General features: G+C 62.8%; 16 protein-coding genes and 1 pseudogene. 9 read left to right on the plus strand and 8 right to left on the minus strand.

Features of this window, described 5'->3' with window-relative positions; all coding sequences use genetic code 11:
- Positions 1–144 precede the first annotated feature (144 nt).
- Positions 145–1,095, plus strand: coding sequence for a transcriptional regulator GcvA (gcvA, locus tag ASD52_RS01530; protein ID WP_025427554.1), 951 nt, complete (start codon positions 145–147; stop codon positions 1,093–1,095).
- 192 nt (positions 1,096–1,287) lie between these two features.
- Here gcvA and ASD52_RS01535 read toward each other — a convergent pair whose 3' ends face one another.
- The 3 genes from ASD52_RS01535 to ASD52_RS01545 form a co-directional block, all read right to left on the minus strand.
- A complete protein-coding gene (locus tag ASD52_RS01535; RefSeq protein ID WP_025427553.1) occupies positions 1,288–2,028 on the minus strand; it encodes an SDR family oxidoreductase in 741 nt (246 codons plus the stop codon).
- Positions 2,029–2,041: 13 nt separating this feature from the next.
- Positions 2,042–3,031: an aldo/keto reductase gene (locus tag ASD52_RS01540; protein ID WP_025427552.1), complete on the minus strand. Its 990-nt coding sequence runs from the start codon at positions 3,029–3,031 to the stop codon at positions 2,042–2,044.
- 89 nt (positions 3,032–3,120) lie between these two features.
- Entirely contained in the window at positions 3,121–3,531 is a 411-nt protein-coding gene (locus ASD52_RS01545) for a cupin domain-containing protein (RefSeq protein WP_025427551.1), read from the minus strand.
- Positions 3,532–3,770: 239 nt separating this feature from the next.
- On the opposite strand from ASD52_RS01545, the gene ASD52_RS01550 reads away from it, so the two are divergent.
- The gene (locus ASD52_RS01550) at positions 3,771–4,691 is read left to right on the plus strand and encodes a LysR family transcriptional regulator (protein ID WP_025427550.1); all 921 of its coding nucleotides are present in this window, start codon (positions 3,771–3,773) and stop codon (positions 4,689–4,691) included.
- Positions 4,692–5,055: 364 nt separating this feature from the next.
- Positions 5,056–5,547 (plus strand): hypothetical protein, encoded by a 492-nt coding sequence (locus ASD52_RS01555; RefSeq protein ID WP_025427549.1) that lies wholly within the window; start codon positions 5,056–5,058, stop codon positions 5,545–5,547.
- A gap of 493 nt (positions 5,548–6,040) precedes the next feature.
- On the opposite strand, the gene ASD52_RS01560 is transcribed toward ASD52_RS01555, so the two are convergent.
- From ASD52_RS01560 to ASD52_RS01570, 3 genes are all read right to left on the minus strand, one after another.
- A complete protein-coding gene (locus tag ASD52_RS01560) occupies positions 6,041–6,730 on the minus strand; it encodes an RES family NAD+ phosphorylase (RefSeq protein ID WP_025427548.1) in 690 nt (229 codons plus the stop codon).
- Positions 6,727–7,131, minus strand: coding sequence for an antitoxin Xre-like helix-turn-helix domain-containing protein (locus tag ASD52_RS39640; protein WP_025427547.1), 405 nt, complete (start codon positions 7,129–7,131; stop codon positions 6,727–6,729). Before ASD52_RS39640 ends, ASD52_RS01560 begins: the two co-directional genes overlap by 4 nt.
- 378 nt (positions 7,132–7,509) lie before the next feature.
- Positions 7,510–8,559 carry an aldo/keto reductase gene (locus ASD52_RS01570; RefSeq protein ID WP_025427546.1) on the minus strand — a complete coding sequence of 350 codons (1,050 nt, stop codon included), beginning with the start codon at positions 8,557–8,559 and terminating at the stop codon, positions 7,510–7,512.
- A gap of 222 nt (positions 8,560–8,781) precedes the next feature.
- Here ASD52_RS01570 and ASD52_RS01575 point away from each other — a divergent pair, with 222 nt between their 5' ends.
- Both ASD52_RS01575 and ASD52_RS01580 read left to right on the plus strand, forming a co-directional pair.
- Positions 8,782–9,591, plus strand: a complete 810-nt coding sequence (locus ASD52_RS01575; protein WP_025427545.1) for an alpha/beta fold hydrolase — start codon at positions 8,782–8,784, stop codon at positions 9,589–9,591.
- Positions 9,588–10,451, plus strand: coding sequence for a hypothetical protein (locus tag ASD52_RS01580; RefSeq protein ID WP_025427544.1), 864 nt, complete (start codon positions 9,588–9,590; stop codon positions 10,449–10,451). Before ASD52_RS01575 ends, ASD52_RS01580 begins: the two co-directional genes overlap by 4 nt.
- A 40-nt stretch (positions 10,452–10,491) precedes the next feature.
- Here ASD52_RS01580 and ASD52_RS01585 read toward each other — a convergent pair whose 3' ends face one another.
- Positions 10,492–11,175 (minus strand): glutathione S-transferase family protein, encoded by a 684-nt coding sequence (locus ASD52_RS01585; protein ID WP_025427543.1) that lies wholly within the window; start codon positions 11,173–11,175, stop codon positions 10,492–10,494.
- Positions 11,176–11,450: 275 nt separating this feature from the next.
- On the opposite strand from ASD52_RS01585, the gene ASD52_RS01590 reads away from it, so the two are divergent.
- The 3 genes and pseudogenes from ASD52_RS01590 (at position 11,451) to ASD52_RS01600 (ending at position 15,956) form a co-directional block, all read left to right on the plus strand.
- Entirely contained in the window at positions 11,451–13,409 is a 1,959-nt protein-coding gene (locus tag ASD52_RS01590) for an elongation factor G (protein WP_057222716.1), read from the plus strand.
- A 211-nt stretch (positions 13,410–13,620) separates the two neighbouring features.
- On the plus strand, positions 13,621–14,094 hold the full coding sequence (locus tag ASD52_RS01595; protein WP_025427541.1) for a VOC family protein: 474 nt from the start codon (positions 13,621–13,623) through the stop codon (positions 14,092–14,094).
- A 646-nt stretch (positions 14,095–14,740) separates the two neighbouring features.
- Positions 14,741–15,956: pseudogene (locus ASD52_RS01600) on the plus strand (TCR/Tet family MFS transporter).
- A gap of 64 nt (positions 15,957–16,020) precedes the next feature.
- Here ASD52_RS01600 and ASD52_RS01605 read toward each other — a convergent pair.
- Positions 16,021–16,938: a LysR substrate-binding domain-containing protein gene (locus ASD52_RS01605; protein WP_057206207.1), complete on the minus strand. Its 918-nt coding sequence runs from the start codon at positions 16,936–16,938 to the stop codon at positions 16,021–16,023.
- Positions 16,939–17,186: 248 nt separating this feature from the next.
- Here ASD52_RS01605 and ASD52_RS01610 point away from each other — a divergent pair, with 248 nt between their 5' ends.
- Entirely contained in the window at positions 17,187–17,981 is a 795-nt protein-coding gene (locus ASD52_RS01610) for a transporter substrate-binding domain-containing protein (protein ID WP_025427538.1), read from the plus strand.
- The last annotated feature ends 102 nt before the right edge of the window (positions 17,982–18,083 follow it).

Genomic DNA, 18,083 nt, shown 5'->3' on the forward strand with positions numbered 1-18,083 from the left:
CACTCCATGGAAATTTGGGCGCCGCGAGACGGAAATCTGCGGTCCCGATGGCTTCGATCATCAATGCTTTCGATCATCACCGATTGATCGCTCATTGAAAAACAAATAGTTCTCGATGCATTGTTAAATGGAGCTTGAAGATCCATGAGCCGAATGCTGCCAGGAACCCGCGCGCTCAGAACCTTCGAGGCTGCCGGTCGCCATCTCAATTTCACCCGTGCGGCCGACGAAGTCGGGCTGACGCCGGCGGCGGTCAGCTACCAGATCAAGGAAATCGAGGATCAACTCGGCCTCGTGCTGTTCACCCGCACCAGCCGCAGCATCCAGCTGACGCCGGCCGGCGCCGTGGTGTTCGAGGCAGCGGTCCAGGCGCTCGAGACGCTGCAGCGGGCGGTCGGCCGTGCGCGCCGGATGGCGCGCGGCGCCCAGCAGTTGCGCGTGTCGCTCAGCCCGCGTTTTGCCACCAACTGGCTGTTGCCGCGGCTGTCGCAATTTCGTGCCGCCAACCCGACGATCGAGCTGACATTCGACATCAGCGACGAGGTCAGGGATTTCGACGCCGACGATGTCGATATCGCCATCCGCTTCGGCTCCGGCCGTTATGCGCAGACGCGGTCTGAGCGCCTGTTCGAGGCGGTGATCGCCCCGGTCTGCAGCCCGAAGCTGATCGCTGCCAGCGGACGGCCGAAGACGCCACGCGATCTCTTCGCTCAGACGCTTTGCCATGTCGAATGCTATACCGAAGGCATGCTGTGGCCGAACTGGCGCATGTGGATGGCGGCTGCCGGCATCGATGATTTCGACGACAGCCGATGCGTGGCCTTTACCGACACCAGCCATGTGGTCGAGGCCGTTATCGATGGTGGCGCTGTCGGCCTTGTCGATCTCGCGATGATCCGCAACGAACTTGCCGAGGGACGGCTGGTGCAGCTGTTCGACATCGGCGTCAGCGTCGCCGAGGACTATGCCTATCACCTCGTCTATCCCGAAAGCTCTGGCCAGGATCCGCGGGTTCTGGCGTTTTGCGACTGGATGCTGGGCGAGGTTGGCCAGGGAGCGAAACCGGCGGCAATTGCCTCCGTAGCAGCCGGCTGACGCTGCTGCCTCGACAGGTGCTTTCGCCCGGTTCTCCTCGTTGCGCCACCCGCAAAAGAAAAACGCCGCGTCTCGTCGAGAGGCGCGGCGTCTTGCTGCCGAGGTCGTTGTAGCGGTATTTGCGCAGGAAGCAGCTTGCGCGATCGAAGGGATCACGAGAGGAGGGCGGCAAGGCGCCACCCTCCCGCGGCTTCAATATTCCTGGCTGGTCGGCCGGAACAGGATCTCGTTGATGTCGACATCCTCCGGCTGGCTCATGGCGTAGACCACGGCGCGGGCAAAGCTGTCGGCGGGGATGGCGATACGCTCGTAGAGCGCGCGGACATTCTCGGCGACATCAGTCTCGGTGACGCTGTCGGGCAGTTCGGTCGCGACCGCCCCCGGCGAGATGATGGTGGTGCGGATATTGTAGGGTTTCACCTCCTGCCGCAGCCCCTCGGAAATCACGCGTACGGCGTGTTTGGTGGCGGCATAGACGGCACCGCCGGGGCCGACCTTGTGGCCGGCGACCGAGGAGACGTTGATGATGTGGCCGCTCTTCTGCTGCTTCATGTGAGGAAGTGCAGCACCGATGCCGTAGAGCACGCCCTTGAGGTTGACGTCGATGGTGCGGTCCCAATCCTCGACCTTGCAGCGCTCCAATGGCGAGTGCGGCATCAGCCCGGCATTGTTGAGCATGACGTCGATGCGGCCATGGAGCCGGACGGCGTGATCGACCAGGCGCTTGACCTCCTCGAACGACGTTACGTCGGTCTGAACGGCAGCTTGCTTGCCGAGCGATAGCTCGTCGGCAAGCGCCCGCAGCCGGTCGATGCGGCGCGCGCCCAGCACCAGCCTGGCGCCGTCACCGGCAAGCCGCCGCACCGTCGCTTCGCCAAGGCCGCTGCTGGCGCCGGTGATGACGACCACCTTGTCCTTGATATTCTCTGTCATTGTTGCCTCTTCTTCAGCGGCCGACGCGCGCCTGCAGGTGGGCCGGATAACGATCGCCCTCGATGGTGACCTTGGCGAGCGCATCGTCGATTTCGCCGCGATCGTCCGAGGTCAGCCGTACGGCCGCGGCGCCGATGTTTTCCTCGAGCCGGGGCAGCTTGGTGGTGCCGGGGATCGGCACGATCCAAGGCTGTTGCGCCAGCAGCCAGGCGAGTGCTACCTGCGCCGGCGTTTTTCCCTTGCGGGCAGCGATCTGGCCCAGGAGATCGACCAGCGCCTGATTGGCCTTGCGCGCCTCCGGCGTGAAGCGCGGCACGACATTGCGGAAATCCTTGGCGTCGAAGGTGGTGTCGGCGTTGATGGCGCCGGTCAGGAACCCCTTGCCGAGCGGGCTGAAGGGTACGAAGCCGATGCCGAGCTCTTCGAGCAGCGGCAGGATTTCGGCCTCCGGTTCGCGCCACCACAGCGAATACTCGCTCTGGAGTGCAGCGACCTTCTGTTCCGCATGGGCCTTGCGGATGGTCTCGGCGCCGGCTTCGGAAAGGCCGAAATGCCTGACCTTGCCTTCGCTGATCAGCCGCTGCACCGTGCCGGCCACGTCCTCGATCGGCACATTGGGATCGACACGATGCTGGTAGAAGAGGTCGATGACGTCCGTCTTCAGGCGCTTCAGTGCCGCATCGGCGACCTTGCGGATCTGATCCGGCCGGCTGTTCATGCCGCTCTGGCCACCTTGGTTGTCAAAGTCGAAACCGAACTTGGTGGCGATCACCACCTTGTTGCGCATCGGCGCGAGCGCCTCGCCGAGCAGTTCTTCGTTTTGGTAGGGGCCATAGGCCTCGGCGGTGTCGAAGAAGGTGACGCCGCGCTCGAACGCGGTGCGGATGAGGGCGATTGCCGCTTGCTTCTCCGTTGCCGGGCCATAGCCGTAGCTGAGGCCCATGCAGCCGAGGCCGAGGGCGGAGACTTCAAGGCCGCTTTTGCCGAGTGTGCGCTTTTCCATGGGGCTTTTCCTTGTCTCGAATGATGATGTCTTTGGGCTAGAAATGGCGCACACGGCCGGGCTGGCGAGGGCGCTCCGGGAGATGGCGATCAGTCGGCCCTGATTTCGGCGCCATAGTCCGCATCGCTGACCTTCTCCATCCAGTCGACGACCTTGCCGTCGAGGGCTTCGGCGATCGCGACATGGGTCATGGCGGCGGAAGGCGAGGCGCCGTGCCAATGCTTCTCGCCCGGTTCGAACCAGACGATATCACCGGGGCGGATTTCCTCGACCGGACCGCCTTCGCGCTGGACGCGGCCAAGGCCGGATAGGACGATCAGTGTCTGGCCGAGCGGATGGGTGTGCCAGGCGGTGCGGGCGGCGGGCTCGAACGTGACGGTGGCGCCACCGACGCGGGCAGGGGACGAGCCGTTGAAGGGGGCATCGATGCGCACCGTGCCGGTGAAATAATCCGCCGGTCCCTTGGCCGAGGGCTGCGAGCCGCTTCGTTTGATGTTCATGGCGTCGATCCTTTGCAAATGGCGACGCGGCCGTGGTCGGGCCTGACGTCGTCGCTGTCGTCACTACAGCGCCGCGCGCCTTATTGGACGCGCAAAGGTCGCTGTAACACTTTGAATTGCTGCGTGTTTTATCCCTAGATTGAATAGGATCTCAGGAAACATGCAGCAGCAATTTAGGGCGTGGGATTGATCAGGATTAGATGGTAAATATCGCACGAGCTTATGAGGGGAATTCATGAATGCCGCGCCAGCCGATCAATGACCTCATCGCCTTCCTTGCTGTAGCAAGGGAACGGAGCTTTACGAAGGCGGCAGCGCAGCTCGGGGTCTCACAGTCGGCGCTGAGCCACACCATCCGCGGGCTCGAGGCGCGGCTGGGCTTGAGGCTCCTGACGCGCACGACCCGCAGCGTCTCGCCGACCGAAGCTGGCGAGCGGCTGCTGGTGTCGATTGGGCCGCGCCTGGATGAGATCGACCAGGAACTGGCAGCGCTCAGCGCGTTTCGCGACAAGCCGGCGGGTACGATCCGCATCACCGCCGGCGAGCATGCGGCCGATCGCATCCTCTGGCCGGCGCTGGAGCGGCTCTTGCCTGATTATCCGGATGTTCATGTCGAGGTGATCGTCGACTACGGCCTGACCGATATCGTCTCGGAGCGCTACGACGCCGGCGTGCGCCTCGGCGAGCAGGTGGCCAAGGACATGATCGCCGTGCGCATCGGGCCCGACATGCGCATGGCGGTGGTCGGCGCACCCGCCTATTTCGCCACACGGAAAATGCCGCTAATGCCGCAGGACCTGACGGAGCACAATTGCATCAACTTGCGCCTGCCGACCCATGGCGGCATCTATGCCTGGGAATTCGAGAGGCAAGGCCGCGAGGTGAAGGTGCGGGTCGAGGGCCAACTCGTCTTCAACAACATCGCGCTCAGGCTGAACGCGGCCCTTGGCGGGCTGGGCCTGACCTACCTGCCTGAAGATGCCGTCGCGCCCTATCTCGCCTCGGGCCAGCTGGTGCAGGTTCTGGAAGATTGGTGCCCGCCCTTTGCCGGCTACCACCTCTATTACCCGAGCCGCCGGCAAACGTCGCCCGCATTTGCATTGATTGCCGACGCGCTGCGGTATCGGGGTCCGCGTCACAAGTCATTCCAGCAGGCGTGATCGTTGAAACTTTTCAAGAGCTACACGCAAAGAGCGCCCGTTGCCGGACGCCCTAAGGTTGCCTCAATGCCTTACGATTGGCAGCGGTGCCCAAAAGCAAGCAGCCACGTTCACGTTATCAATTTTTCGGCGATTCCAAGATTAATGAAGGGTTAATCCACCGAATTATTTGATTGCCGGTGCAATCCAGGCGACAGCGCCGATAGTATTTCGCCCGTTTCCATTAGAAAGCCGCAGTTGCTCGCTTTTCTCCTGCGCGCAAACTCGTGTTGAAGCCGTTGCAGCGCAGCCTGTTGGGCGCTGCTATAAACGGCGTCCTTCCGCGCTTGGCTTGGTAATTCCTGTTAAACATAAGGAGATTGCTATGAAAACGGAGATTGCAATTGGACTGACGCTGGCGTTCTCGACCCTCCTTGCAACCGGTGTGATGGCCCAGACCAAATACGGTTCAGAAGCCGGCTGGGACATTCTCGTGAAGGACAACATGGGGCCAGGATGCTTGATCACAAAATCAAACGCAGACGGTACACAAGTTCAGATGGGCATCGATGCAACGGCCGCGCTGCGTGGCTACATGGCGCTCTACACCAAAGCTGATGCTAATGTTGCTGCAAACGAAAAGCTTGCGGTCCTGTTCGATGTCGATGGCCAGCAGTTCAGCGGCGAGGCGAAGGGCCAAGCCATAGACGGCTATCGCGGCGCGTTCGTATGGGTCAACAATGCTGACTTCATCTATGACCTGGCCAAGAAGAAGGCTGTGACGATTACGCCCCAGGGCGGCAATCCCATTGTCGTAAAATTGGCCGGAACCGACGCAGCCTTCAAGGCCCTGAGGGCTTGCCAGGCCGCTCAGTAATCACGCCCTGACAAGCTCGAATGGACCGCGAGCGGGAGCGTGGTGCATCTGCGCATTGATGATGTCGCGTGCGTTGCTACAGCGCCGCGCGTCTTATTAGACGCGCAAAGGTCGCTGTAGCACTTTGAATTGCTGCATGTTTTTATCCTTAAATCGAATAGGATCTAAGGAAACATGCAGTAGCGCATTCCCGGCATTCCAAACTTACCGCCTGATGGCGTTTCGACCTATTCCCGAGCCCCGGTGCTGAGTGGTTGGTTCCGACGAACCGTTCCGCTCAGGGCGGAGCGCGCGACTTGCTCTCCCTCATTCCGGCCGTGTACCGGCATCCAGCGACTTGGCGGCTGTCAGGTCAAAAGACCTTTCAGCCCAAGGACTTGGGCTGGCTGGATTCCGGCACAAGGCCGGAATGAGGGAGTTTTTAGGCAGTCAGTGGATTTAGATCTTTCCGCATCACAGATGACTTTGCGTCCGCAGCTCCGCTGCGGCACCCTCAGCCTTCCCGCCGGATCGTCGGTTCGGGCGAACCCTTCCACTCGAAGGTGATCGTTTGGCCCTGGCGGATGTTCTGGATGACGGCGGGGCGGAAGACGGCGATGCATTCGCCTGAGAGGTGACGGGCGGAGGGGTAGATCAGGCCGTTGCCGCCTTCCGCGTAGACAGTGGCGGCGAGTGCCTGACCGGCCGGATAGGCAAGGGTCGGGTCGGAGTCGAGATAGGTAGCATCGGTTTCGCCGCGGACATCGTGGAAACGGCAGGTGAAGCCGGCGATCAGCTCGCGGTAGGCGCCGATGTCTTGGAACATACCGGCGTCGGCAAGCGCGCGGGTGCGGTGATAGACGATCTCGGCCTGGCAGGTTTCGAGCGCGGTGTCGCCGAAGGCGCAGTACCAGGCGCCGCGGTCCTCGTTGTTGAAGCGGTTGCCCGGCGGGCGGGCGTGGCAGAAGGCGGCGTTGATCAGCGACCAGCCGTAGCCGAAGGATTCGTTCAGAAGCTCCGCCGGGTTGACACCGGCGGGTAGCGCCAGCGGGCTCAGCCGCGCGGATGTCAGCGCCTCCAGCCGGTTGAGGATCTCGATGTCGTCCTCGTCGTCGCAGAGCGGCTTGACGGCCGGCTCGTCGATATAGGCGGTCGAGATCAGCCGGATGGTGGCCGGATCGGTAAAATCGATCTCGGCGATCATAGGCCGCCGCGCAGGCCATCGAGATAGCGGCGCACCTTCATCATCGCGGGTATGCCGCCCTCGATCATCAGGTCGACCGGCGACTGGCCGTCGAAGACCGGCCCGGTGTTGACCGCCTTTGGCCATTGATAGGTCAGCGGTCCGTTGAAATAGAGCCGCAGGCCCTTGAAGATGCCGACGATCAGGCTGGCACGCATGCGCTTGTCCTGGTCGAGCTTGCCCTTGAAGTCGCCGGCCTTCATCCGGTTCCAGGTGGCGATCGGCACGTCGAAGAGCTGCGACGCTTCCCGGTTGGTCAGCTTCCACAGGTCGCAGGCCTTCACCACCGCCCTGACGATGACGGCTTCCTCATGTCTTGCCGCGTCGCGGTCGGGGGCAAGAACCGGCTGTGCGCTGGGCATGAACGTCTCCTATGAAATCCCGTGCCGTATCATATGATATAAAATGGGGGTTTTGAGCTGGAAGTCAAGGGGAGGTGTGGTGTCCGACAGCGACGCGTGGCCGGGTGGGTTCTCGCCGGGCTCTCGCAGTTTTGCCACTCACTGCTGTCGCAGATTGGCCCCTCACCCTAACCCTCTCCCCGCAGGCGGGGAGAGGGGACGCGGTACAGAGTGGGTTGCAACTCGGCGATCCCTCTCATGGTGATCGGGAGGCTTTGGTATGGCGCGATGTGAATGGGTAGGGCGCCGCGGGTTTCCTTCTCCCCGCATGCGGGGAGAAGGTGGCCGGCAGGCCGGATGAGGGGCAACGCGCTTCGCCGCGTTGGCAATAGCGTGCTCTCACACATGCGGGCCCAGCAGCGAAAGATCGGCTTCGCCAAGTCGGTCCTTGGCGCTGCGCAGCTGGTGCCAGTAGGGATAGATGACCGGCGGCAGACTGACGGCGTCGAGCAGTTCGCGCTCCTCATCGGTAAGCTTGAGGCTTGCGGCGGCAAGGTTGTCGCGGAACTGCTCCTCCCGGCGACCGCCGATGATGACGGAGGTGACGCCCTTGCGGTCGATCAGCCAGGCAAGGGCGATCTGGGCTGGCGAGACGCCGCGCTCGCCTGATATCGCTACCAGCATGTCGACGATCTTCCACAGCCGTTCTTCGTCGCGGATCGGCGGCTCGTTCCAGCCGGCGAGCTGGCGGGTACCCTCCGGCGTCTGGTTGCGCCGGTGCTTGCCCGACAGCAGGCCGCCGGCAAGCGGGCTCCAGACGAGCACGCCGAGGCCCTGGTCGATGCTGATCGGCAGCAGTTCGTATTCGGCCTCGCGGGCTTCGAGCGTGTAGTGGATCTGCTGGCTGACGAAGCGGTGGCGGCGGTCGAGCGCGCTGATGCCGAGCGCCTTCATGATGTGCCAGCCGGAATAGTTGGAGCAGCCGATGTAGCGCACCTTGCCGTGGCGAACGAGCGTGTCGAGCGCCTCCATCGTTTCTTCGAGCGGCGTCTGGCCGTCCCATTCGTGCACTTGGTAGAGATCGATGACATCGGTCTTCAACCGCCTGAGGCTCGCTTCGCAGGCGGCAATCAGGTGGTGGCGGGAGAGGCCGCCGTCGTTCGGGCCCGGCCCCATGTTGAAACGCGCCTTGGTGGCAACCAGCACGCCGTTCTTGCGCTTGCCGGCGAGGATGTCGCCGATAATTTCCTCCGAGCCGCCGGTGGAATAGATATCGGCGGTGTCGATCAGGTTGACGCCGGCATCGAGGCACATGTCGACATAGCGGCGCGCCTCGTCGAGACCGACATTGCCGACCTGCGCGAACTTGCCGCCGCCACCGATCGTCATCGTTCCCATGGTGATCGTCGAGATTTTCAGGCCGGAGCGGCCAAGCAGTCGGTATTCCATCTGGCTTTCCTCTTCCCTGTGGTGTCGGCCTTTGCTGTTGGGTGACAAATTAGGGGCGGAGCGAGGCGGAACAAGGTGACGGTGCGGATGAGGCGTCGGCTCCGCGTCGAACGGGAGAACGTCCGCGCGTGCGGCGCCGCAATGCTACTTATAATAGATGCATCGCTTGATCGGGCAATGCCTTGTATCATGGCGGGCGGAGAGGCGTTGGAAGGGCGGGCAATGAGCAATCACTATTGTCTCGGCCGGATCGATTTCGGCGTGGGCAGTTCGGCCTTCTGGTGCCTCGATACGCCCGGAACGCTGGTCGTTTTCCTGCACGGTTTTACCGGCGCCGCGGAGGCGACGTGGCACAATGCCAGTGCCTATATCCGGCGGGATGCGCTTTTTTCCTCTGCGGACGTTCTCTTCCTCGGTTATGACAGCGTGCGCAGCCGGGCGCGTGTGATCAGTCGCTGGGTGCTCGATCTGTTTCGCAAGCTGCTGGCCGAGCCGGCCGAATTTTCCAATCGCTACATCTATTACGGAGCGCAGCGGCAGCCCTTCATCTACGACCGGGTCGTCGTGGTGGCGCATTCGCTGGGTGGCGCGATCATGCGGCAGGTGGCGCTGGATCTCGCCCGCGCCAACGACGCCTATGCGGATCACATCCAGCTTCTGCTCTTTGCGCCTGCTCACAAGGGATCGAACGCGCTGCACAACGCGGGCGGGATGATGGTGGGGCACGGGATACTGGCGGCGCTGCGATGCGGCCTGCTCTACAAGGCACCGATCCTGGAAGACCTTCGGCCTAAATCGGACTTCATAAGGGATATCGAAGCCGGGACGTTGACGCGGCTGGCGCGGGGCCGACTGCGATGTCTGGTCGCGACCAAGATCACGATCGGCCAGTATGAAAATATCGTCGAACCCGGCGATTTTGCGCAGGATCCGCCGTTCTATACCGTTGATCGTCGCAACCACACGGATGTCTGCAAGAGCGATGCCGGCTATCGCCGGGTACTCGACGACATCGAGGAGTGCCTGCGGTGAGCGACGTGGCAAGCCCCCAACTGTCGCTGGAGAGCTTTGCCGGTTTCGAGCACAATTGCTTCGAGCGGCACGATCTGCGCCTCTACAACTTGCCCGTTGTCGGCAGCGGCTATCTTCTGGCGCGCTGGGCCGCATCCAGACAGGTGCGGCTTGCCTGGCTCGCCTATCTCCAGACGTCGATGCTGCGCTACGAATATCTGGCAAGCCGGGGCGAGATCGAACGGGGCGTGCCGGACGCCGGCATCGTGCGCCTGGCGGAGGCGGAAGCCGCGCGCGGCTCGCCGATGTCGCCTTCTACCGTCCGGCTGGCGCTCATCCTCGCCAGGCGCTCGATGCCCTATTTCAACCTTGACCATGAACTGAGTGAGCTTGGCCCGCTCGATGAAGCGGAATGGACCGAGCTGATCGACACGGCGTTCCGGATCGATATCTTCCTGTGCTCGCGGCCACGCTTTTCCGAGACGTTGCGCGCCTTGCCGCGCTATCCTGAGGCCGATCTCGGGGCCGACGGTTATCTCTTCCTCGTCAATTTTCTGTCGATCCTGGGTTTGCGCTCGGAGCTCAGCGCCGGTTCGCGGGGCTACCTGCAACGCAAGATCAACATCGTGCTGCACTCGCTCGGACTGAATGTCGATGCGCTTCGCGCCGATCTCTACCGGGTACAGGACGAGATCGGCCGCCGGGAAATACCGTCTTCGCGCGCGAGGCTTGAGCCGATCGATGTCAGCATCGCGCTGTTTGAAACCGAACTTCAGGCGGCCTGGGAGCTGGTGCGCACGCTCGAGGTTCTGCAGCCGGCGAAGGCGAGGGACAGCGGCCCGGAAGGCAGCGGGCAGGCCGAGCCGCAACCACAATTCTAGGGTGCGGCGTCCGACGGCGGGCGGCGGTTTCGAGGCCGTTTCAGGCCCCGGCAAGAAAGCGCGCGGGCATGAGATCCTTATAGGGAAACATGTGGAAATAGGGGCGCGCCTCGGCCAGCACGCGGGTCATCGAAGGGCGTTCGAGCAGCCGTTCGAAATAGGCGGAGAGATGCGGATAGGCGTCGGCAAAGGGCTCGACAATTCCGGCATAAAAGAGTGCGGGGGCCGCGGCGCAATCTGCAAGGCTGAAGGCGGCACCGCCGGCAAAGGCGTTGATTGCGAAATGCCGGTCGGCCATGCGATAGGCGACGCCGAGCGTAGCGCGGGCATCTGCGACACCGCGATGGTCGTTCTCGCCCTGGGCGCGCAGCGTGTCGGTGACGATCTTCTGCATCGGCACATGGATGTAGAGATCGAAGAAGCGATCCCAGAGCCGCGCCTGTAGCGCCGCGTCGCTATCCCTGGGGATCAGCGGCTGGCTGCCGGGGTAATGGCGATCGACATATTCGATGATGATGGACGTCTCCGGGATGGTGACATCGCGGGCGCTGTCGCGCAGCACCGGCATCTTGCCGACCGGCCAGAGCTCAGCGAAACGGGCCGCCTCCACGGGATCCAGAAGATCGACCAGGCTCGGCTCGAAGGGTGTATCGTTCTCATAGAGCGCGATCAGCACCTTGTGGCAGAATGAGGCGAGCGGATGCAGATAAAGCGTGAGCGACATGCGGACAATCTCCGATGCTGACGGTTCAGGCGGGCGTTGCGTCCGGTAACCCGGCGCAACGCTGATGGGTCGGATTTTACTGGGGAACTTATGGCAAAACTGATGCACTTATGCAATCAGTTTTTGGAGTGTTGCGAACGCCAAGTGGCGTGCTTTGAAGCACGGTTCGTGTTCCGTTTTTGCCCAAGGCCATTGAAAGCCCAAAAGATGCGCTAGACTTAATAGAAGGCAGGGCGTCGAAACGCACGGCGCTCCGCAACAGGGGAGGATCGCCGATGCGCTGCTTCACGGTAGTTGGGCCTTCGCAGACCGGAAAATCCACGCTGGTGGAAAAACTGGCTGCGCTGGGGGAAAGCTCCAGAAAGGCCACGTCACCTTATGGATTGAACATCACCGAATTCGAGATCGGCAAGGAAGCCTGGTGCGCGCTCGATGCGCCCGGCGGCACCGAGGCGCTCGCGCACGCGCAGCACGCGCTTCTGGCGAGCGACGCCTGCGTGCTCTGCGTCTCGCCGGCGCCGGAGGAGGCGGTGCTGGCAGCGCCCTATCTCAAGGTGATCGAAGCATCGGGCACGCCCTGCATCATCTTCGTCAACCGCATGGACGAGCCGCGCGGCCGGTTGCGGGATGTCATCGCCGCGCTGCAGGACTATTCCAGCCACATGCTGATCCTGCGGCAGGTGCCGATCCGCGAAGGCGACAGGATCGTCGGCAGCTGCGACCTGATCTCCGAGCGGGCCTGGCGCTATCGCGAGGGCCAGACCTCGGCGCTGATCGAGATCCCGGATACGACGCTGGAGCGCGAGAAGGAAGCGCGCACCGAATTGCTCGAACATCTCTCGGAATTCGACGACTGGCTGCTCGAAGAGCTGATCGAGGATCGCGAGCCCGGCAGCGACACGATCTATGCCATCTCCTCGCGGCTGCTCAGGGAAAACCGGATCATCCCTGTTCTCGTCGGCGCGGCGAGCCACAGCAACGGCATCCTGCGGCTGATGAAGGCGCTGAGGCACGAGGCGCCGCCGGTCGACACGCTGCGAAAAAGGCTCGGCGAGGCGAGCAAGGTTCCCGAAGCGAACCTCGCTGCCGTCAGCTTTCATGCCTTTCACCGCCAGAATGTCGGCAAGACCGTGCTTGTCCGCGCGCTTTCAAACGGCATCAAACAGGGTGCGGCACTCGGCGGCGGCGGTGTCGGCTCGGTGCAGGACCCGGCGACCGGAAAACCGCTTGCCACAGGGACACCGGAGCCTGGCACGATCTTTGCCGCCGTCAAATCCGACCACCTGCCGGTGCCGGCGCTTCTGACCGGCACTGCCGCATCCGAGGCGCCTGACTGGACGGTGCCGCCGACGCCGATGCTGGAGCGCATCCTGGTGCCCGACAGCGAGCGCGACGAGACCAAGCTTTCCGGTACGCTTGCGAAGCTGGCGGAGACCGATCGCAGCCTCAAGGTGATGCAGGAGGAGGGCACAGGCGCGCAGCTGATCTGCGTGCAGGGGCCGGTGCATCTGCGCGATCTCTGCAAGACGCTGGCCGATGTCTTCCATGTCGGCGTCACCGATAGGCCGCCGAGCCCGACCTATCGCGAGACGGTGCTCAAACCCTCAGACGTGCACTACCGCCACCGCAAGCAGACGGGCGGGGCGGGGCAGTTTGCCGACGTCAAGCTCAGTGTTCACCCCAACCAGCGCGGCGGCGGCTTCAGCTTCAACGAGACGGTGAAGGGCGGCGCGGTGCCACGCAACTTCATCCCGGCGATCGAGGCGGGCGCACGCGAGGCGATGGAGAAGGGGCCGCTCGGCTTTCAGGTGATCGATGTCGGCGTGACGCTGACGGATGGCCAGCACCATCAGGTCGACAGCTCCGAATTCGCCTTCCGGGCTGCTGCCAAGATGGGCGTGCGCCAGGCGCTGTCGCAGGCCTCCGCCGTGCTGATGCAGCCGGTGGTGCGCGTCGAGATCCACATCCCGTCGATCTATTCCGGCAGCCTGGTGCCGGTTGTCTCGACCTTCAAGGGCCAGGTGCTCGGCTTCGACCGCGACGAGGCGGCCAAGGGCTGGGACGTTTTTCGCGCCCTGGTGCCGGGCTCGGCGCTCGACGAGCTGGCGCGGGCGTTGCGTTCGGCAACGCAAGGGATCGGCTACTTCTCCAAGAACTTCGACCATTTCGAGGAGCTCTACGGCAAGGAGGCCGAGGCGGTGATCCATTCTCATGGGACGGCGCAGGCTGGGTAGGTCGCGCACGGACCAGGCTTTCGCTCCGGCATAGTCCTCGGCGGCCCATGCGGCGAGGCTCCGGGCCGCGCCAGGCAAACGGTTCGGCAAACTGGCCGGCTTGTCTCATTTTTCCCATCAAATTGGGTGTCCGGGCTGGAGACAGGCGGTTTTCCTCCTACTTCAAGTCGTTCAGGCCGGATTGGGCAACGAACAGTGAGAGGACGACACAATGGCCAAGAATACGATCTGCCTATGGTACGACAAGGACGCGGAGGAGGCGGCCCGCTTTTATGCCGCGACCTTTCCCGACAGCGCAGTAGGCGCTGTGATCCGTGCGCCTGGAGATTATCCGGATGGAAAACAGGGAGATGTGCTGGTCGTTGAATTCACGGTTGCGGGTGTTGCCTGTATCGGCCTGAACGGTGGCTCCACGTTCAAACACAGCGAAGCCTTCTCCTTTCAGATCGCAACCGACAGTCAGGAAGAAACCGACCGCTACTGGAACGCCATCGTCGGCAACGGTGGCAAGGAAAGCGAATGCGGCTGGTGCAAGGACAAATGGGGCCTGTCCTGGCAGATCACGCCGCGCGTGCTGACCGATGCGCTCGCCATAGGCGGTGCTGAGGCCAAGCGTGCATTCGACGCGATGATGACCATGAGGAAGATTGACGTGGCGGCGATCGAAGCGGCGCGCCGCGGCTGAGACCATCCCTTTCGCGGGCGACGCGCCTGGCGTGAAGCGCGCCGGGCGGCGCGAGCTGGTCAGATGGTTGCTCTGTCCTTCCATCCACCTTCAGAGGACCGCGCGAGCGCAACAGGCGCCTGCGGCCTCACCAGCCGCGGCAAATGGCGGCTCTGCGTAGACGCAGCCGGCTACCTCAACACAACGGCCTACAATCTGGCTTTCAGCCACGGCAGCCGAGGATGCCGGGTCGTGGCCATGGCGCGCAAGTCCTCCGCTGTCGGGCCGGAGGCGCGTTCTTTCCAAAAGAAGGCAGGACTAGGACGGACGCATTGGTGCCGCCGTTTTGGCAGGGCCAGGTCCAAACCGACGCCTGGCAAGAAGCTGCCAGCCACCACGCGCCAGCAGCAGGGGGCTTGCCGCGCGCAATCGTCTGGCGTAAATATCGCCCATCGCGAAAAGCGACTGCTTCCCTTGATCCGCTCAGTGGCGGAGTAAACAGGTGGACGAATTCACGTCCAGGCGGTCAAGCACACGCCATCCGTACGCCTGACGTATGGATCGGCCAGCGGTTCCCAGAACATCAAACGCCTGACCTCTGTCGGGCCTTATCGTGAGCTCATGGCGCCTGGCGGCGTCCGCATGCTTGCGTCCATCGGAACCTGTCATGACCAGACCCCTCATCGTCATCTTTACTGCCATTGTCCTCGATGCCATCGGCATCGGCCTCATCTTTCCAATCCTGCCCTCGCTGCTCAAGGAGGTGACCCACGCCGACAACGTCGCCCCCTATATCGGCATCATGACCGCACTTTACGCGGTGATGCAGTTCATCTTTGCGCCGGTGCTCGGCGTGCTCAGCGATCGGCTGGGCCGTCGGCCGGTGCTCTTGATTTCGCTTGGCGGTGCCGCCATCAACTACCTGTTCCTGGCTTTTGCACCCAATCTCTGGATGCTCTTCATCGGCCGCGCGATCGCCGGCCTGACGAGCGCCAACATGTCGGTGGCATCAGCCTACATCACCGACATCTCGCCGGAGGATAAGCGCGCCCGGCGCTTCGGCCTGTTCAACGCCATGTTCGGTATCGGCTTCATCATCGGCCCAGTGCTTGGCGGCGTTTTGGGCGACACTTGGCTGCGGCTGCCATTCATCGCGGCGGCCGTGCTGAACGGCTTCAATCTGCTGCTGGCGTTCTTCATCCTGCCGGAGTCGCGCGCGCCGAGCCGGGAGAAGATCGATCTTGCAGCGCTGAACCCGCTTCGGCCGCTGCGCTGGGTGTTTTCTGTGAAGAGCCTGCTTTCCCGTCATCCTCACCTTCTTCATCTTCAGCGCCACCGGCGACGCTTATGGCACCTGCTGGGCGCTCTGGGGCAGCGACACCTTTCAATGGAACGGGCTCTGGATCGGCCTTTCACTCGGCGCCTTTGGCGTCTGCCAGGCCCTTGCCCAGGCCTTCCTTCCCGGTCCGGTCGTGAAACTGCTCGGCGAGCGCGCCACCATCCTGACGGGCATCGCTGGCGTTTGTCTTGCGCTTGTTGTCATGGCGTTTGCGACAGAGGGTTGGATGATCTTCGCGATCATGGCGGTTTTCGCGCTTGGCGGCATTGGCACGCCGGCGCTGCAATCCCTGGCGACCCGGCAGGTCGACGAGGACCAGCAGGGCCAGTTCCAGGGCGTGCTGACGTCGGCCGTCAGCCTCGCCTCGATCGTGGCGCCGCTGGCGTTCTCAAGCTTCTATTTCGTCGTCCGGGAGCAATGGCCCGGTGCAATCTGGCTTACGGTCGTCGTCATCTATGCGATCGCCGTGCCCCTGGTTCTCGGTCTGCGGTATGGGCATTCGCTGCCTGACGCCGGCCCAGCGACGTCGTCATCCCGAGGGTGAGATCGCGTCGGCTGCATAGTGGTCGCGGAGCGGTACGGTTGCCCCGTCACGGCCACTCCGCGCCTTAGCCAGCGGAGCCGGCCGGGGCAATCTCGGCATAGCGGCGTTGGCGCTCGTCGATTTCCTGCAGCAGCCAGCCGAGAAAGCTCTTGGTCACCGGTTTGGTACGGAACAGCTCTTCCTGGCAGACGAACTGGTAGGTCTCTGCCGGTTCGTAATAGTGGTCGTGCACCAGGCAGATCTGTCCGGTTCTGAGCTCATATTCGACCATAGTGCGGTCGACGAGGGCGACGCCCTGTCCTTCCTTGACCGCCTCGAGGATGATGTGCTGGTCGTCGAAGATCAGGTCCTGGCGGCTGGGCGAAAGCCGGAGGCCGGAGGAGGCGATCCAGCTCTGCCATTCCTGAAGGCCGCGATAGTGCAGGCGGTTGCCCGAGAGAAGATCGTGCTTGTCGGCCTGCCCCTCCCAAGTGGCTTTGCCGCAGACCGGCACCAGGCGCTCGCGCAAGAGCCGCTGCGAAAACCGGGCGGGTGGCGGGTGCAGGCAATAGTCGATGATGACGTCGGCGGTGCCGGAGGCGGGCGTGTTGGTTTCGAGGTGGGAGAGGTGGATCTGCAGGCCGGGATTTTCGGCCAGAAACTCAGAGATGCGTGGCGCAATCAGCTTCATCGAAAAGAACGGCCCGACCTTGACCCGCAGGATCTTCTGGGTGTTGCGCGGGCGGATATGCTGGACGACGCCTTCGAGATCGTCGAAGGCGCGGTTGCAGGAGGCAAAGAGCAGGGCACCCTCGGGCGTCAGTTCGACGCCGTGCTGCTTCCGGACGAACACGCTGAGGCCGAGATTGTCTTCGAGAATTCGGATCTGGTGGCTGATGGCGCCCTGGCCGATGCAGAGCTCGTTTGCCGCCGCCGTGAGGCTGCCATTGCGCGCCGCCGCTTCGAAGGCGCGCAGGGATTTCAGGCTCGGCAGATCGCGCATGGGTTTCTCCGGAAGGCGGTTCAATCGCTCAAGTATATATGAATTTTTTGGATGGCTGGGATTATTTCTTTGACATTGCGAAGCGCTGCCGCATCCCCCATTGTCGATGAATAATAAAGCGAAAATGCAACAACGATCGGCAGCAAGTTTACGGAATAACAAGCGAAATCCGCATTGGGTGTAACCCGGTGTGCGGCTTTGCGAGCGATATTCCGGGAGGCGCCGAGAAGAACAATAAAGGGAACGAGATGCAAAAGAAGTTCATGAGTGCGGCAGCGATGTTCTTCGCCTGTGCGATGGCTGGCACCAGCCTTGCGGCGGACAAGCTGGCGATCGGCACGGAAGGCGATTATGCGCCCTTCAACTATGTGACGGCGAGCGGCGAGATCAAAGGGTTCGACTACGATATCGGCCAGGCGGTCTGCGCCGAGATCAAGATGGAATGCGTGTGGAGCACCAACGAGTGGTCCGGCATCATTCCCGCCCTTCAGGCAAAGAAGTTCGACGTGATGATCGCCTCGATGGCGATCAACGAGGACCGCAAGAAGGAAGTCGACTTCACCAAGCCCTACTACTTCAACGCCATGCGCTTCATCACCCGCAAGGACCTGGGCTTGGCGCAAGTTTCACCGGAGGCGCTGAAGGGCAAGGTGATCGGCACGCAGTCCGGCTCGGTGGCGGTCGAGGCGCTGCAGGAGTTCTTTCCCGACAGCGAGATAAAACTCTATCCAACGCTCAGCGAAGTGTTTCTCGACATGGCCAACGGCCGCCTCGACCTGATCCTCGAAGGGCAGATGGCGCTGACCGACTGGCTGGCCAAGGACGACAGCGGCTGCTGCGATTTCGTCGGCGACAGCTTCATTCTCGACACCGCCCAGGGCAACGCCATGGCGGTGCGCAAGGGCAACGAGGCGCTGCTTTCCAAGCTCAATTCCGGGCTGGAGGCGATCATGGCGAACGGCACCTACGAGAAGATCCGCAAACAGTATTTCGACTTCGACATCATGGCGCGGCCGAAGAGCACGACCGAATATTTCCGGTGAGGCGAGGGGCTAGAGCAGGATCGTTATTGGCTCATCGAAGCCCCTCATCCGGCCTGCCGGCCACCTTCTCCCCGCATGCGGGAGGAAGGGACATTGCGGCAC

It is taken from the genome of Ensifer sp. Root142, assembly GCF_001426785.1.
GTDB lineage: Bacteria > Pseudomonadota > Alphaproteobacteria > Rhizobiales > Rhizobiaceae > Ensifer > Ensifer canadensis.

What these genes read in the sequence shown, in the direction of transcription:
- ASD52_RS01570 (WP_025427546.1), bottom strand. Translation starts at nt 8,559, where the DNA reads ATGGAATACCGACTGCTTGGCCGCTCCGGCCTGAAAATCTCGACGATC.
- ASD52_RS01540 (WP_025427552.1), bottom strand. Translation starts at nt 3,031, where the DNA reads ATGGAAAAGCGCACACTCGGCAAAAGCGGCCTTGAAGTCTCCGCCCTC.
- ASD52_RS01555 (WP_025427549.1), top strand. Translation starts at nt 5,056, where the DNA reads ATGAAAACGGAGATTGCAATTGGACTGACGCTGGCGTTCTCGACCCTC.
- ASD52_RS01610 (WP_025427538.1), top strand. Translation starts at nt 17,187, where the DNA reads ATGCAAAAGAAGTTCATGAGTGCGGCAGCGATGTTCTTCGCCTGTGCG.
- ASD52_RS01575 (WP_025427545.1), top strand. Translation starts at nt 8,782, where the DNA reads ATGAGCAATCACTATTGTCTCGGCCGGATCGATTTCGGCGTGGGCAGT.
- ASD52_RS01590 (WP_057222716.1), top strand. Translation starts at nt 11,451, where the DNA reads ATGCGCTGCTTCACGGTAGTTGGGCCTTCGCAGACCGGAAAATCCACG.
- ASD52_RS01605 (WP_057206207.1), bottom strand. Translation starts at nt 16,938, where the DNA reads ATGCGCGATCTGCCGAGCCTGAAATCCCTGCGCGCCTTCGAAGCGGCG.
- ASD52_RS01560 (WP_025427548.1), bottom strand. Translation starts at nt 6,730, where the DNA reads ATGATCGCCGAGATCGATTTTACCGATCCGGCCACCATCCGGCTGATC.
- ASD52_RS01585 (WP_025427543.1), bottom strand. Translation starts at nt 11,175, where the DNA reads ATGTCGCTCACGCTTTATCTGCATCCGCTCGCCTCATTCTGCCACAAG.
- ASD52_RS01595 (WP_025427541.1), top strand. Translation starts at nt 13,621, where the DNA reads ATGGCCAAGAATACGATCTGCCTATGGTACGACAAGGACGCGGAGGAG.
- ASD52_RS01550 (WP_025427550.1), top strand. Translation starts at nt 3,771, where the DNA reads ATGCCGCGCCAGCCGATCAATGACCTCATCGCCTTCCTTGCTGTAGCA.
- ASD52_RS01545 (WP_025427551.1), bottom strand. Translation starts at nt 3,531, where the DNA reads ATGAACATCAAACGAAGCGGCTCGCAGCCCTCGGCCAAGGGACCGGCG.
- ASD52_RS39640 (WP_025427547.1), bottom strand. Translation starts at nt 7,131, where the DNA reads ATGCCCAGCGCACAGCCGGTTCTTGCCCCCGACCGCGACGCGGCAAGA.
- ASD52_RS01535 (WP_025427553.1), bottom strand. Translation starts at nt 2,028, where the DNA reads ATGACAGAGAATATCAAGGACAAGGTGGTCGTCATCACCGGCGCCAGC.
- gcvA (WP_025427554.1), top strand. Translation starts at nt 145, where the DNA reads ATGAGCCGAATGCTGCCAGGAACCCGCGCGCTCAGAACCTTCGAGGCT.